10 protein-coding genes are annotated in these 16165 nt (G+C 45.7%); 8 read left to right on the top strand and 2 right to left on the bottom strand.

Going from position 1 to position 16165, the window contains the following annotated elements:
* Positions 1-79 precede the first annotated feature (79 nt).
* On the bottom strand, positions 80-568 hold the full coding sequence (locus Q1B47_RS10085) for a hypothetical protein (RefSeq protein WP_299792610.1): 489 nt from the start codon (positions 566-568) through the stop codon (positions 80-82).
* A 347-nt stretch (positions 569-915) separates the two neighbouring features.
* Here Q1B47_RS10085 and Q1B47_RS10080 point away from each other — a divergent pair, with 347 nt between their 5' ends.
* The 7 genes from Q1B47_RS10080 to Q1B47_RS10050 all read left to right on the top strand — a co-directional run bounded on the left by Q1B47_RS10080 (position 916) and on the right by Q1B47_RS10050 (position 14406).
* Positions 916-2004: a spermidine/putrescine ABC transporter substrate-binding protein gene (locus tag Q1B47_RS10080; protein WP_299792607.1), complete on the top strand. Its 1089-nt coding sequence runs from the start codon at positions 916-918 to the stop codon at positions 2002-2004.
* 6 nt (positions 2005-2010) lie between these two features.
* Positions 2011-4470 (top strand): EAL domain-containing protein, encoded by a 2460-nt coding sequence (locus tag Q1B47_RS10075; RefSeq protein WP_299792604.1) that lies wholly within the window; start codon positions 2011-2013, stop codon positions 4468-4470.
* Positions 4471-4643: 173 nt separating this feature from the next.
* Entirely contained in the window at positions 4644-5186 is a 543-nt protein-coding gene (locus Q1B47_RS10070; protein ID WP_299792601.1) for a hypothetical protein, read from the top strand.
* Between the two features lie 228 nt (positions 5187-5414).
* Complete coding sequence (locus tag Q1B47_RS10065) at positions 5415-6746, top strand: DEAD/DEAH box helicase (RefSeq protein WP_299792598.1); 1332 nt, start codon at positions 5415-5417, stop codon at positions 6744-6746.
* A gap of 183 nt (positions 6747-6929) precedes the next feature.
* Positions 6930-8144: a methyltransferase domain-containing protein gene (locus Q1B47_RS10060; RefSeq protein WP_299792595.1), complete on the top strand. Its 1215-nt coding sequence runs from the start codon at positions 6930-6932 to the stop codon at positions 8142-8144.
* Positions 8145-8495: 351 nt separating this feature from the next.
* Positions 8496-10721: an EAL domain-containing protein gene (locus tag Q1B47_RS10055; protein WP_299792592.1), complete on the top strand. Its 2226-nt coding sequence runs from the start codon at positions 8496-8498 to the stop codon at positions 10719-10721.
* Between the two features lie 430 nt (positions 10722-11151).
* Positions 11152-14406 (top strand): DEAD/DEAH box helicase, encoded by a 3255-nt coding sequence (locus Q1B47_RS10050; protein WP_299792589.1) that lies wholly within the window; start codon positions 11152-11154, stop codon positions 14404-14406.
* 5 nt (positions 14407-14411) lie between these two features.
* Here the strand turns inward: Q1B47_RS10050 and Q1B47_RS10045 are convergent, their stop codons facing one another.
* Positions 14412-15095: a flagellin gene (locus Q1B47_RS10045; protein WP_299792586.1), complete on the bottom strand. Its 684-nt coding sequence runs from the start codon at positions 15093-15095 to the stop codon at positions 14412-14414.
* A gap of 286 nt (positions 15096-15381) precedes the next feature.
* On the opposite strand from Q1B47_RS10045, the gene Q1B47_RS10040 reads away from it, so the two are divergent.
* Complete coding sequence (locus tag Q1B47_RS10040; protein ID WP_299792583.1) at positions 15382-16146, top strand: transporter substrate-binding domain-containing protein; 765 nt, start codon at positions 15382-15384, stop codon at positions 16144-16146.
* Positions 16147-16165 lie beyond the last annotated feature (19 nt).

Here is a 16165-nt window from a genome sequence, read left to right as displayed (position 1 = left end):
GTGAGTAGAGCATTGGGTGTTAAATCACCTGGCAACATGTTCGATTTGAGATACACCATACGGAGAACTCATTTGAGAGTCATTGATTAAGATCAGGCTTGCCGGTTAATGATGGTGGCGTTAACCCTTGTTGCAGCATCTGGTTTCGTACCATGACTAACTCGGCCTGAGAAAGTGGGGCATAACTGCGTGGAAAGCTCCAGCCGTATCCCCAACGAAATGTAGAGGGGAGGTAGGGAGAGCCTCCAAGACGTACTCCCGCCAGCATCAGTTTGCCTAATACGGGTTCTCCCAGGCGGGTGACGCACAGCTTTAACTCAATATCTGCCGCTAGGCGCTGTTCATAGCTACCTCCCTGCCAATAGGCCAGATCGTGGGCCATACAGCAACTTAGCCATAGGGTATTGTCATATAAGCTCCCATCCGGGAACATGCTGCAGCCGTCACTGGTAAAAGGCTTGAGTTCATCACCATGGAGACAGGGGGTGATAATCATACACAAGAGTAGAGTGAAGCCGGATAAGAGTTTGTGAGCGGGGCGTTTTATTATAAGTCCTGAAAATCTCATCGTTAATTCAAAAAATAGCGACTGATATTTGAGTTGTACACTAATAACCGTTAACGGTACAAGTTAAGCTGTCATTTTCTGTCAGGCATCCTGTTAGCTCTAACCATTTCGGTAGATTAACTAACCTCAAGCTGGCGACTGTGTGATGCGCCTCCCGTTTTGGGTTTCGGTTTAAATTGAGTGTCGGCTCATATTTTTGGCAGGTATAGGATTCTTATAGCAGTTTTAAGATTAAAGGTGGTTACATATGTACCTTCAGCTTAGAGTCTAGTAACTTGTATTTATTAGGGAAGGTTTGTTGTCTGTAGATTGTTTGCCCCATGGATATAGCACTGAATGTGTCTATAATGGGTGTTGTAAATGGACTTAATACCAAGGATGAACATACTTTGAGCTTTAATCTTGTTCGGTATGCATTACTTATTTTGCTTTGTCTCTTTACTCAGCTCTCCTATGGTGCTGAGAGGACACTGACAATTCTTAATTGGAGCGAGTACCTGGATCCGGAACTCGTACAACTATTCGAGCAAAAATATCAGGTTAAAGTCTCTGAAGTCTATTACGGCTCCGATGAGCAGCGCTCGGATATTTTGCTGCAAAATAACGCCTATGGTTATGATCTTATTCTCTCATCCGGTGTCGATCTGCAAAGTTATATCAATCGTGGTTGGGTCGCCGAACTGGAAAAAGAGAAGCTCTCCTTTCTTGAGCAGCTAAATCCTAAATGGAGAGATGCATTTCCCGGTGCATCTCAATTTGCGATCCCCTATTTTTGGGGTACCGTCGGCATAGTCTACCGCCATGACTTACTCAAAGAACCTATAACTCACTGGAAGCAGCTATATCAGCCATCGGCTGAGTTACAGGGGAAGCTCGGCATGATTGATGAGCCCAGAGATCTGATAGGTATGGGCCTTAAATCATTAGGTTATTCGGTTAACAGCGAAGTGAACAGTGAGCTCAGTGAAGTTGAGCAAGTGCTGCAATCTCAAAAATCTAAGGTCAACTCCTATATCTATATGACACTCGATGAACACTCCCCCATTATCAGCGGTGAGATCTTAGCCTCGATGATCTATAGTGGTGATGCGTTAATGGTGAAGGAACACAGTGAAGATCTGACCTTTGTCTTACCCGAGGAGGGGGGAGCGATTTGGGTCGATTACCTTACCATAGGAGCTAAGGCGAAAGAGCCGGAGCTTGCCTACGCTTTTCTTAACTTTATCAATCAAGCTGAACATGCGGCTCAACTCGCTCAATATGTATATTACGCGACACCTAATCTGGCGGCGGAGAAATTATTGCCGGAGGAGTTTCTGAATGACAAGGTTATCTACCCCGATGCTGAAAGTTTGCAAAACTCCGAGTTTTATAAGCCATTACCGGCAAAAGTTCAGCGTAAACGTAACATCATCAGCATCAACATATTGCCGTAGGCGCCTATGAAACTAAAGACTAAGCTGCCCTTACTTTTGACATCCCTGGTCTGTACTCCGCTGATTCTGTTGGGGGCTATGGCTTTTGTAGAGTTAAAAAGTGCTGCCGAGGAGAGCAGTGTGACTCAGGTGACAAAGTATCTGGAGCAGGTAGTGGCTCAAACAGACCGCCTGGTGAAGACGGCCCAAGCCAATGTGGAGCTGATCGCAGCGGACTCTCTTCTGCATAACTACATGCTAACCGAAGATGAAGATGAACGATATACGCTGATGCAGCGTCCCCTGCTCCGGAAGTTGAAGAGCATCATGAAGGTATTTCCTCAATACTATGAAATGCGTGTGATACTCCCCGATGGCTTTGAAGATCTCAGATTAACCTCCTATTTTATCGCGAACCTTAAAGATGAAGAGGAGGCTAGTGAACTGTTTATTGCTATGGGTCATGATGATAAAGATGACAAAATACAGTTTCTTACAAACCCGGATAACGATCAGTTCAGCCTGTATGTGTCAAAGCGCGTCAGTATCATCAATAAGGCGGTTGAATCATTCAACGCCACTCCGAAGGTGAGAGGATATTTTGTTATCACCGTGAGTCTGGATGCATTAAATACGGCACTTATGGACTCTCCCTGGAGTGGAGCCCGCTTCATAGTAACAGACCAGTCCGGAGAGGCCGTTTTACCCTATGCAGCCAAATCAGCTTCAGATATAAGTGCGGTGTATCAGGCATTGAAAGAAGATTCTGAACGCCCCTCAAGTTTTACCGTCCATGAACTCGACGGTGAGAGCTATTATCACACCAGTGCGCCGCTTAAGTCAGGGCTCAGGCTTCACGCGTTACTTCCGGAAGATATTTTGTTGCAATACAGCAAAGATATGAGCTGGCTGGTAACAATTATCACCCTTTTTTCGGTCTCATTTTCTATCCCTCTGTTGCTCTTCCTCAGCCATTTTCAAATTATTCGGCCATTAAATAAATTGCATCATGCCTTTTTACGTTTAGGAAAAAATGTTGAATTAATTCAGGTGAAAACGTCTGGTGATGATGAGCTTGATGAGTTGGGGAAAGAGTTTAACCGAATGAGTCTTAAGCTGTTTAAGTCTAATGAGAAGATTCGGGAGCTAGCCTTCAATGACCCGCTGACCGGGTTGCCCAATCGTTTTATGTTTACCAAACACCTGAATCTGTCACTGGAGTCAGCTAAATGTGAAAGTGGAAAGCTTGCGGTGATGTTTATCGATCTGGATAATTTTAAGCATATTAATGACAGCTTAGGCCATCAATGTGGCGATCAACTGCTGCACGAGATCGGTGATCGTTTGCAACGTAACCTGCGAAGTAAAGATATTTGCGAGCACTTCAGCGATAGCGATATGGTTGCCAGGCTCGGGGGGGATGAATTTACGGTTTTTCTGGGGGATCTCCCCTCGATCAAGGTTGCCGAGGACGTTGCTAAGCGGATTTTAGATATTATCTCTCTACCCGTTTCACTAGGGGGAAAAAACTACTATGTCAGTGCCAGCATAGGTATCGCCTGTTATCCGTTTAATGGCCTTACTACGCAAGAGTTAATAAAAAATGCCGATATTGCCATGTACCATGCCAAGAAGAAGGGCAAGGGGGGCTATGAAAATTTCTCCGATAATCTGAGCCGCCAAAATGATGAGATGTCTCTCATTGAGCAGAAGATGCATGAAGCGATAGAGAATGAGTTATTTGAGCTTTATTTCCAACCCATTGTGGACAGCAAGAGTCACCGTATTGTCTCTCTGGAAGCCCTCATTCGCTGGTATGATGACGAATTCGGTTTTATACCGCCTGATAAGTTTATCCCTTTAGCCGAGAAAAACGGACTGATCATGGCTATCGGAGACTGGGTGATTCATCAGGCATGTCGTCAGTTAAGAAAATGGCAGGATCGTGGAGTCGTCGATATTCAGTTGGCCATCAATGTATCGGCGATACAGCTGAATAAACCCGAGTTTGCTCAGGAGCTGTATCAGGCAGTGAGAGAGAGCGGTATCATTCCAGGTACCCTCTATATCGAGCTCACAGAGAGCACGATTATTAACGGAGAGCAGGATATCTTCGTCACTCTGGAGTGGCTGCGTAATAAAGGGATAAGGGTGGCTCTGGATGATTTTGGTACCGGTTACTCCTCCCTGAGTTATTTGAGAAACCTGCCTATCGATATTTTAAAAATAGATCAGAGCTTCATTCGAGATATTAATAACAGAAACAATAATGTGATCTTATCGGCGGTTATTGTTATGGCACATGCCCTCGGATTTAAGGTCGTAGCCGAAGGGGTAGAGGAGCGGGGGCATCTTGCCTTTCTGGTCAAGGAGGGCTGCGACCTGCTTCAGGGCTACATGTTCTGTCGGCCACAACCTGTTAATGAGACAACTCAACTACTACTTACTGAAATCGAAGAGGTTGCACTGAATAAAGAGCTGGGCTAGTCCGACCGAGTCGGCCTGATGCCATAAGCATATGTCAGTTAATCAGACCTCTGTTATCAGGAAAAGTTTGTTTGAACTTTCGTCAAAATCCCGTTAGCCGTTTCAATACTTGAATCCTTTTATTCACCACCTTAAAATTTTGGTCTCTGTTTATAGTCGATTAAGGTTGCTGCTTGATTAAACATACTCTGCTTTGTTTGTTTGTGATTTTTTTACTGAGTGCTTGTGTTGCTTACCCAACGTCTAGAACCTATTTCAAGCCTAATCCAAACGACGGCCAACTCACTCCATCCATGGGCTGCGGTTATCATACAACTAAAAATGATGCTGTTATCAAACAGCTGGGGGATGAAACCATTACGGTGATGCCTGAATATGTATCAGGCGAGAAGTTTAAGATAACCCTGCTGCTGGCAACAAAACCGAAGACCGATATTGTGTTGCTAACCGATCGAATAGCTGTAGAGGTTCTGAATAGTGCGATCAAAATCTATCCGGTCGAGTTAACAGTGACCCAAGTGCCGAGCGTGGATGGTAAAAAAATTAATCAATGGATTACATTGATTTTCCCGCTAACAGCCGATGAGATAGAGGCATTTGATTTGACAATCCCCCTGAGTGGCTCAAGTGAATCTTTGCCGGAGGACGGATTGTTAAACTTTAATTTTGAAAAAGTCGAAGCTGCAGATTTTTACTATAACTCGATAAACTGTTAACCATGATTAACTGGCTGATTTTAAGTATTCGTTGGCTGCAGCAGTAGATATATCAATTTTCGCCGAGCAATATAAGCCGTTCTGCTTGTACCTGGACTTGCGCGAGTAGCCGGTGATAACTTGCAAGCGGAACTTCTGTTATAATCAGCATTAATTTTTCTATACAGGCCTTCGATTATTATCAAAGGCCTACGTCCTTAATTATCGATTATCACTCTGAGATTTTACATGTCATTTTCTACACTCGGACTAAGCGCTCCCATCTTAACAGCCATAAGTGAACTGGGTTATCAGACACCCACGCCTATTCAGGCTGAGGCCATTCCGCTGGCGCTTAAAGGAAAGAACCTTATTGCTGCCGCGCAAACAGGTAGTGGTAAGACAGCCACTTTTGTCCTGCCAATATTAGAGCTATTGGCGAAAGGCGAGACACAACGTAAGAAGCGTGCCAGGGCATTAATCTTAACTCCAACCCGCGAGTTGGCGGTGCAGGTCACCCGAAGTATTGAGCAGTATGGTAAACATCTGGAGTTGAAGGCGATGGCCATCTACGGAGGTGTCGATATGGCACCGCAAAAGCAGATGCTGATCCAAGGTGTCGATATCGTCGTGGCCACACCTGGTCGCTTACGGGATCTCTATACTCAACGAGCGATACATTTCGATGAGATCGAGATGTTAGTACTCGATGAGGCTGACAGAATGCTCGATATGGGATTCATAGAAGATATCACTAAGATTATCGATACCTTACCTGAACAGAGGCAAAGCCTGTTGTTTTCGGCGACACTTTCCAGACAGGTGAGAGAGCTGGCTAAAGAGACGGCCGATAAAGCTATTCAGCTGTCCGTCACAAAAAAGAGTGAAGGTAAACCTAATATTGAGCAGTGGCTCGTGACTGTGGATAAAGACAAGAAGTCGGCGCTGCTGAGTCATCTTATCCAGGAAAACAGCTGGCCACAGGCACTGATCTTTATCGAGACTAAACACGGCGCCGCTAAGCTCGTGACTCAGCTGGAGAAGCGCGGCATCGAAGCGGAGGCGATACACAGTGGTCGTACTCAAGCCATTCGCGAACAGATCTTAGCTGACTTTAAAGCCGGTAAGGTTAAATATCTCATCTCTACCGGGATCTCTGCCCGCGGTATCGATATTGATGAACTTCCCCTGGTGATTAATTACGATCTACCATTTCCCGCCGACGAATATGTACATAGGATCGGTCGAACCGGACGTGCCGGTGCTGCGGGCGAAGCGATCTCATTAGTCTCCAAAGATGATTTCAAGAACTTGTGTATGATCGAAAGCCGGCTGGATCATCTTATTGAGCGTCGCGAAGTCGAAGGGTTTGAACCACGAAAAGCCGTGCCGGTGTCGATATTGAATTATGTGCCTAAGAGCAAGCGCGATGCTAAGGGCGAAGGAAGTAACGAGCGGGTGAAAGCGGGGAATAAACCATCGACAAAGAACAACAAGCGAAAAGTTACCAAACCAAAGGATGCTAAGTATGGCTCTGAATCTGGTGATGCAAAGCTACCGTTAAACCCGTGGAAAAGGTAGCCCTTGCTGGCACCTTTGTACAGATAATGATGGGTTGGCTCGTTAATGAAACGAGCCATTTTGTTTAAGCGTGACACATACAGGACCTTTTATTCCGATTGGTGCAAGAGTTACTTGCGTATTGACTCCTTAACTCCTATGATCCACACGTTTTTATTTCATACATCTACAACAGGCAATTTCATGCTTAACTCTCCGCTTTCTCCCAGCTCGACAGAATTGGTTATCAGTGTCTTAGATATGGTCTTATCTGAAGGTAAACCTTTAGACAGGGCATATTCGGTACACTTTTCAGGTCTGCAACTGGCGCCATCAGAACAGGCCCGTATTACCAAGGTTACCGGAGATATCTTACGTCGATTGAATTTGTACTGTTATCTATCCGATGTAAAGCCTGAGGAGATGTCGCGTCTAGGGACGCGTTTGATGAATGCCTGGCATCTGTTTCATGAGCTTGAATTACCAAAGCTGCAATACTCCCTGCCTCTCGAGGAGGCCGAATATTTTGCTCGTTTGGAAGAGGCCAGGAAGCAACCGGCACTTTGGGATGGTTGTCCCGAGTGGCTGGATAAGATGGGTCAAGCCCAACTTGGTGATGACTGGGCCAAGGAGCGCGCGGCATTAAACACACTGCCTAAGCGCTATATTCGCGCTAACTTACTAAAGTGTACCCGTGAAGAGTTGGCTAAGAAACTACGAAATGAACAGGTTCAAACACAAGAAGTAGAAGGCGTGGATACCGCGCTAGAGGTGACCTCTGATTCGGCGCTGTTTCGCAGTGAAAGCTTTAAAAAAGGGTGGTTTGAGCAGCAAGATGCGGGATCTCAGTTGGTTGCTGCCGCAGTGGATGCAAAGCCGGGCATGCGCGTCATCGATGCCTGCGCCGGAGCGGGCGGAAAGACACTATCCATTGCATCACAGATGAAAGGTAAAGGCCGATTATTAGCGATGGATGTTGAACAGTGGAAGCTCGATAGCCTGAAACAGCGTGCGCGACGTGCCGGTGCCGATAATGTCGAGACTCGAATCATCGCCAGCAGCAAGACCATTAAGCGTCTTAAACTCAGTGCCGACAGGGTCTTACTCGATGTACCCTGTTCCGGACTCGGTGTACTCAAACGTAACCCGGATGCAAAATGGCGTGATACGCCGGAGCGTCTGCCGGTATTGGTTGATTTACAGAAGCACATTTTGCAGAGCTATAGTCGTATGGTGAAAGTCGGTGGTATTTTGGTTTACGCCACATGCTCAATCATGCCGGAAGAAAACCGCGATCAGGTTGATGCTTTTCTTGCCGAAAATGATCACTTTAAGTTTCTTGATGATGAGACCATCAGCGTTGCTGATTCAGGTTTCGATGGTTTCTATTTGGCCAGATTGGAACGTATCGCCGAGTAAACGAAGGTAAGGAATTTTCATTTCTTGTGGTTTTGATCGGCCGAGCCCTGCTTAGCCGATCTAGTTCCCTTATTTTTTACCCTCAATATCTATAGTCTCGTTTATAACACCGTCAACCTTTTGCCTGCAATTTACTGCGAGTGTCACTGTTTCTGGTTAAGATTATTTTCCTTTCAAGATTTTGTTTTTGATTTCTGTAGCTAAAAATAACCAAGTTTCAACTTGACAAACTGACATGTTATTAACACGAGAGTTTTATCGTAAATATCTTATTTACTTAGAGTTTATGATTAGTATATCCTTATTGACATAGGATTTTTAAGGATAGAAATCTGTTATTCAGGGGGCCGCATGAGCCTAAGTTACGAATCCATAATACCCATTTTTCCCAGCCTGACCGATTCAGATATCAGTATAAAACGCTATGGTGCGATACTGACCATGTTGTTAGATGGCTCACCTCTGGAAGATATTCTTATGGCTCTGGTTCTCCTCATTGAGGAGGAGAAACTAGGCACCAAAGGCTCTGTACTGTTACTGAGCGATGATGGTAAGCGCCTGCTTAATGGTGCGGCTCCCAATCTGCCCGATGATTATAATAGCGCTATTCATGGTATTGAGATCGGCGATGGTGTCGGCTCATGTGGCACTGCAGCATATACAGGTCAAAGGGTTATTGTCGAAGATATCGAGACTCATCCGTTTTGGGAGCCCTTTAAAGCACTGCCTTTGGCAGCGGGTCTTCATGCATGTTGGTCCGAACCTATCAAGGGAGGTCAGGGCAAAGTACTGGGTACGTTTGCCATGTACTATGACACGATAAAATCTCCAACCAGGAAAGACCTGTTACTCATCTCAGAAGCTGCCAGATTGGCCAGTTTGGCAATCGAACGGAGCAGGGCGCTTCAGTTTGAACGGTTGACGGGAACTATCTTCAATCACCTACCGCTTGGGCTGGTGATCACCGATATGCACTGGACCGCACTGAATGCCAATCCGGCATTTTATGAGATCACAGCATTTACGCCGGGAGCCGAGGTTAAGTTCGATCCGCAACAATTTTTTAAGCGCTCCGGAGAGGAAACACTCAATAGTATGTTTACCGGCCTGGCTACCAAAGAAGCCTGGCAGGGTGAACTTGTTGGCACCCGAGCGTCAGGTGAGAGTTTTTACCTCGAACTGACGGTGACAATGTTTAAAGAGCGTGGTTCACAAGAGCTTTGCTATTCATGGTTATTCAGCGATATTACCGAACGTAAGCGCGCCTCGGCCCTGATCGATTATCAGGCAAACTATGATTCATTGACGCAGTTGGCCAACCGAAACTACCTGTTTAAAATTGTTCAGGCAGAGATCGATTCTGACAGCTTAACCCCCGGCTTCGGTTTCATGTTGATGGATCTCGATAATTTTAAGCAGATCAACGATACCTTAGGTCACGATAAGGGCGATCAGTTGCTGGTCGAGGTGGCAAAGCGGATCGAGTCCTGCACCAGAGACAGGGCAATGGTAGCCAGGTTAGGCGGCGATGAGTTTGCTCTTTTTCTGCCGGGTATGGTTAAGCACAGTGAGCTTGAGCAACAGGCCAGGGCAATAAACGAGTCTATTGCCGCCCCCTATCTGTTAAGCCGGAGTAAGCGTGTTTCAAGTAGTATCAGTATCGGGATCGCCAGATTTCCAGAAGATGCAATGAGTCTTGAGCAGGTGCTGAACTGCGCCGATCAGGCGATGTATATTTCAAAGAGTGAGGGGCGAAACTGTTTTAACTTCTTTACTCAGCAGATGCAACAGGATGCAGAGCGCACGGCAAAGCTGCATAATGATCTCAAATTTGCCATAGAGTCAGATGCATTCGAACTCTATTACCAGCCGATCGTTTGTCTTGAAGAGAATAAAATTGTTCGTGCCGAGGTGCTATTAAGGTGGGAACATGATGGGGTGTTTATCTCGCCTGAAGAGTTTATACCTGTAGCCGAGAGTAGTGGGTTGATTGTCGAGCTGGGGCACTGGGTGCGTAAAGAGGCAATGGCATCACTGCTTGAATTTAAGCGCAAAGGGATAGAGATCGGTCTGTCTATCAATGTGTCTATGTATGAGTTCTGGTCCCACTCGCTACAAGACTGTCTCGTTAGCTCGATCAATGATATCGCCACGGATTTAACTCCGGAGCCATTTCCTTTCGAAGGCATGACACTGGAGATCACCGAGTCTCTATTGATGAAGCAGCACCAGCATCTTATCAATTCACTTCAGAAGTTAAGAGGGATGGGAATAGAGATTGCGGTCGATGATTTCGGTACCGGCTACTCCTCTCTATCTTATTTGAGTCATTTTCCCGTTGACCATATAAAGATAGATAAATGTTTTATCAAGGATTCCGGTTCTTCGGTTAAACAGCAGGCGTTGGTCAAAGCCATCACAACCTTGAGCCATGCGCTGGAGTTGCATGTGATTGCCGAGGGGGTAGAAACTGAAAATGAACTTGAGTTTGTGCGCTCTGCAGATATCGAAGCGGTTCAGGGTTTTTATTTCTATAAACCTATGACTAAGGCCAGTCTGCTGACTCTGGTGCAATAGACGTGAGTGATGCGATAAAGTCTGTTGGATACATTATTTTAAGTGATTATTTCATTAATGAAGATTCACTGAAAATAGTGTGAATCGGCGCTGCAATTACCTTCAGCTTAGCCGGTGTTATCCAGGCCGAACTATGTTATCAGCCCCTGCAGTCGCGGCTTCAGCACATTGATGGTGCCGAAAATAAGTCACCATTGATGTTAGCTTTAATGCCACCTTGGCTGGAGTTAAAGCGCTAAGGATTTGAATCCTGAACAGCAATTTCCTCTTTGATCATAAGTTGACCCGTTCTCTGACTAAAGGCGACATATTTAAATAAAATTACCTGTGGCCTTTCAAAATCAATGTTATAGTTCTCCCTTTCGGTTTAATTTTAATGGGCCACGATTTTTTCAGCCCTGGTAATCAAGGTTAGAGCAAGGCGATCTCATTGGTACAGCTAGAAGAGTATTTTAGTCAGTCTGCAATTTATATGGGTATGCAGCTGTTATTGGCAGGGCAAATCATCAAGTACGAACACTCAGGCGCTATCATTAATGCCGAGTTTAAGCCCGATGAGGCGATGTGTGGAGCTGGTAGTCAATCATCATCGCCTAGTGCCTTAGTTTCAAGTAAACGCTCTGTCTATACCACTCTCGATTGGTCTGCCGGCCCCGTTGTTGCTTCTGCGCACTCTCACTGTAGCTGTGACAATGCAGAGGAGAAAGCTTGTAAACATCTGGCGGCTGTGGCTATTGCGTGCCTGGCTAAGAAAGACCCAATTTATCCCTATTCCAGTGATCACAAGAGAGCCGATACCGCCAAAAGATTACTTCTAACTGAATTAAACCAACGTTTCGATCCCTATCCGAATATGGCTCGCCATCGGGTCCTCTACATTTTATCTGTTAAGGAAGGGGAGCTACACCTCACACTACATAAGGGTTACCTGAGCAAGAGCGGCGGTTACTCAATTAAGAGTGATTTAGGCCTGGATGTTTTCGCAAAAAGTGTTTTGCCTAAGTTTGTTACCCAGGCAGACAGGTATCTGCTACATAGACTCGGCACTTGTATTGAACAGTTAGATGAACAGCATAGAGAGGAACAACGTGAGTCGGTATCGGTCAAGCTGGGTGCGCTCAAAAAACTCGATTTTATGGGGCACTTAATCTCGACTCAACGATGTTTTTGGGAGAGTTGTAGTAACCCGGCGTTAAAAATTGAACAGCACTATCATCAGGACTTTATTGACCCGGAACCATTTATTGAGATCGAATCCGGTAGCTATCTCGATCTGGCGAGTATGAGTCTGATACGACTCTCCGATGATTTTGTTATGCCTCAAAGCCCACTAGAATCCGACATGGATTGGCAACCTCAATTAAAGATAACTCGGCACCATATTGATTTTCCATGGGAAAACTCGCCGTCACGGTCCATTGAGGTCGCTGACTTCTCCCTGGTGCATGGCGAGTTGGTTTACTCCCTGAATGATGTTTTCGATTACGCACAAGAGGTGCCGCAATGTCTAAAGTCTGCAGCCGAATGGAATATTCAGCTTTCTGAACTGCCACTACTGACCTCTCTGTTCGAATCGCCGGTTTGGCAACGTTTTCCACTCGGTTGTCGCTTACTTCCTGGAGTATTGAGTGAACAGATGGTCACTCTATATCGTCTTTCGCTGGCGGGTTGGCAGATAGAGTTTGAGATGAAGAATCGCTTCACCATAGTGCAAGCCCAGCGATGGTACGGTGAAGTTGCTCAAGAGCCGGATAGTAAAAATTGGTTCGAGCTGGAGATCGGAGTCGAAGTTAATGGGCAGAAAGTTAACCTCTTGCCCTATCTGATTAAAGCGATCCGTTCAGGTTTGACCGAAGATTTTAAAAAACAAGATACCTTCCTGATGGAGCTGGACAGTGGAGAGCACCTTGCGTTACCGACATCGAGGGTCAGACAGATCCTGGCGGTTTTGGTTGAACTCTATGAATCCAGACCCTTGTCAGAGGGGGATACGCTTACACTTCCTATGCATCAGCTTACCCGGCTTGCCGAATTGTCTCCGCAGGAGAATGGCAGGCAGAAGTTGTGGCACTGGCAAGGTACTACGTGGCTAAATAACAAGGCACAGCAGTTATTTACCTATCTTGAACATTCGGGGGATAATAAGTTTTTTGTCTCTCAACCTGATGGTCTCAATGCGAAGTTGAGAGAGTATCAACAGCAGGGCCTCAATTGGTTACAGTTTTTACAAAAACATGCTTTCTGCGGGATCCTGGCCGATGACATGGGGCTTGGGAAGACCATTCAGACACTGGCAAACATCTTGTCCGATAAAGAGTCAGGCCGCGCTAGCCAGCCCAGTTTGGTGGTGGCGCCTACCAGCTTACTGGCCAATTGGTTACATGAGGCGCGGGTGTTCACGCCAGGCCTTAATGCGCTGTTATGGTCAGGCCCCAGACGTCATAAGCTCAAGTCGCAACTTGCAACCAGCGACCTTATAGTTACCAGTTATGGCACCCTACAGCAGGATGCGCAATTTTGGCAGGATAGGCATTTACATTTAATCGTTTTGGATGAAGCACAAACGATCAAAAATGCCCGAAGTCGAATCGCCAGGGTAGTTACTCGTTTGTCATCGACTCATAAGCTCTGTTTAACGGGCACGCCGCTTGAAAATCATCTGGGTGAGCTATGGTCACTGTTTAATTTCCTGATGCCGGGATTTTTGGGAAGCTACACTCAATTTCAGCGTTTATATCAAAACCCGATTGAGAAAGAGCTGGATGAAGAGAGGCGTAAGGCATTGGTACAACGGATCAGCCCTTTTATGCTGCGCAGAATTAAGTCGGATGTAGCCACCGAACTACCAGAAAAAACGATAATAAATGAGTACATTAACTTAACGCAGCAACAGGGCGATCTGTATGAAACTGTACGGCTGACCATGTCTGAAGAGGTGCAAAAAGCGGTGAGGTTGTCAGGCATTAAGAGTAACCGCCTTGCGATAAGCAATGCTCTACTGAAGCTCAGGCAGATCTGTTGCCACCCTCAACTACTAAAGCTGGCTCACAAATCTGCTAGTCCGGCTGATGACAACACATTGCAAGGGGAGGCGGATGCTACAAACGTGCTATATCGGACAAGTAAGACGAGAGAAGCGGCAGTAACGGAATTTGCAACCAGCTCAGGTAAGCTCAATTGGTTAGCCGATAAATTACCCTCTATGCTTGCCGAAGGACGCAGGATCCTCATCTTTTCCTCTTTCACCAGCATGCTCGACTTGATAGCCGTGCAATTGGATGAGCTAGCTGTCGGTTATGTGAAATTAACCGGTAAGAGTCGGGATAGAGCCAGTTTAGTCGAACGTTTTCAAAAGCATGAAGTTCCTGTTTTCTTGATCAGTTTAAAGGCTGGTGGTGCCGGTTTAAACCTGACAGCAGCAGATGTTGTCATTCATATGGATCCCTGGTGGAATCCTGCAGCAGAGCAGCAAGCCAGTGACAGGGCTCATCGTATCGGGCAGGATAAATCGGTGTTTGTCTATAAACTGATCAGTAAAGATACAGTAGAGGAGCGCATACAGTTGTTACAGGAGTCTAAGCAGAATCTGGCACAGAGTATCTACCGACACAAGAGTGCAAGTGTCACAGAGATGAGTGGAGACGACTGGCTTGACCTGCTTAAACCAATCGCCTTTGAAGAGTGATTACATCAAATAAACTGGTTAAAGAGCAATCCTTTTCTCTCCTCCTCATCTTTTTTGGTGAGAACTGCAATTTTTAGTTGGATATCAGCCTTAACCTGTTCCGATGATGATTCAGAAAAATCGGTATCTTGAATTCGGGAACGCGCGGCAGATGTATTAATACTGCTTATCTGATAATTATTGATGCGGCTATCTAAGCCGTTGCTACTGGCCCCAATATCAGCGGCCGATTGTTCGATAACTGCACTGGCATCTGAGATGATTGTTTGAGAGGCTGATGGGTCAGAGGCATCGAGGCCGGAGATAAAATTTGTCTGGCCCAGTGCACTCTCTGCGATGATATTTATCTCATCTGTTAACTGGTCCAGTTCTGCTTGAATCGCGGAGTTATCATTCAGGGGATTACCAGCTTGTATGGCCAGCTCATTAGCGCGCTGCAGGCTATCTGTGATCGATGAAAGCTGTCCAGCTTGAGTATTATAGATACTCTGTTGGTCCCTGGCATTACTTGCACGCCTATCTACCTCGTTGATGGCAGAAGTTAATCTATTTGCTATCTGCAGGCCCGCCGGATCATCGGCGGCCTTGTTGATCTTCAGCCCCGAGGCGAGCTTTTCCGCCTGCTCCTGCCGCCTCTTCTCGAAACGCTCGATAAAATTCAGGGATGATTCAGAACCGGGTAGCTTCATATCAGTCTCTTCGAAATTAATGCATACTTAATTATCTAACTTCGGTGGTTGAAAAACAAACAGCTTAAGGTGGGTATTTAGAGTAATTTGACTTAAACGGGGCGTTAAGTAGAACAATGTGCACTATGTTTATGTACAAGGCTTACCGCCCGGGTCAATGTATGTAACAAAATAAAGATGTGAACTGTATGAGCCTACATATAATTATTTATGTATTGGCACTCAATTTTGCAAACTATGTCGGGTGCAACTAAGGTGTAGAGTCATACTTTTGGAGGGGGGATCGATGTCAAGAATGTCGCTCGTTATTGCCACTCTTATCTTTATCACCCCTTTCATATCACCGCTAAGGGCCGATACTCGTGTCATCACGCTATGGAACTATTACCTTACCCCTCCATTTTTGGTCGGAGATAGTGAAGGTCTTGCCATAGATTTTGTAAATTTGTTGAATGATGAACTTGCCGGAAAGTTTGAATTCAGGCTTATCTCTCTTCCAAGAGCCCGATTGAATAAATATCTGGCAGAGCAGCGACAGGGTGTGGTTCTTTTTGTAAATTGGCGCTGGATGGGAGACGATGCCGAGAATCACTATTTATGGACACCAGCGATATGGCAAGACAGAAATGAAGTGATCTCTTCCTCCCAAACTAGGTTGGTATTCCACGGCCCCGAATCATTGAAGGGATTAACCCTGGTTGCCGTCAGGGGAAGACAATATCAGTCACTGAAGCCTATGCTCGCCAGAAATGAAATTAAGCGTTTCGATGTCAACAGAGAGAAACAGGCGTTGGCTTTGCTATTAAAAGGGCGCGGAGATTTAACGATCCAACCCAGAAGTGTGGCGATGTTTCTACTTGACGATATGAAATTAAAGCAGCAAGTTTACTTGTCGCCAAAGCCCTTTCTCTCTTTCACCAGACATATGATGCTGACGTCGGATCTGCATGAGCTTCACCCGACACTATCTGACTTTGTTTCCAGGCTTGATAAAAATCTCAGGTGGAAAAAGATTTTAAAAAAATATGATTTAGTGGAGGGGAGTGAATAAGCCACTTCCTCTCCACTTA

The organism is uncultured Shewanella sp. (assembly GCF_947501225.1).
In the GTDB taxonomy this organism is placed as follows: Bacteria; Pseudomonadota; Gammaproteobacteria; order Enterobacterales; family Shewanellaceae; genus Shewanella.
Note: the sequence above shows the minus strand (reverse complement) of the source record. Positions and strands in the feature narration are given on the sequence as shown.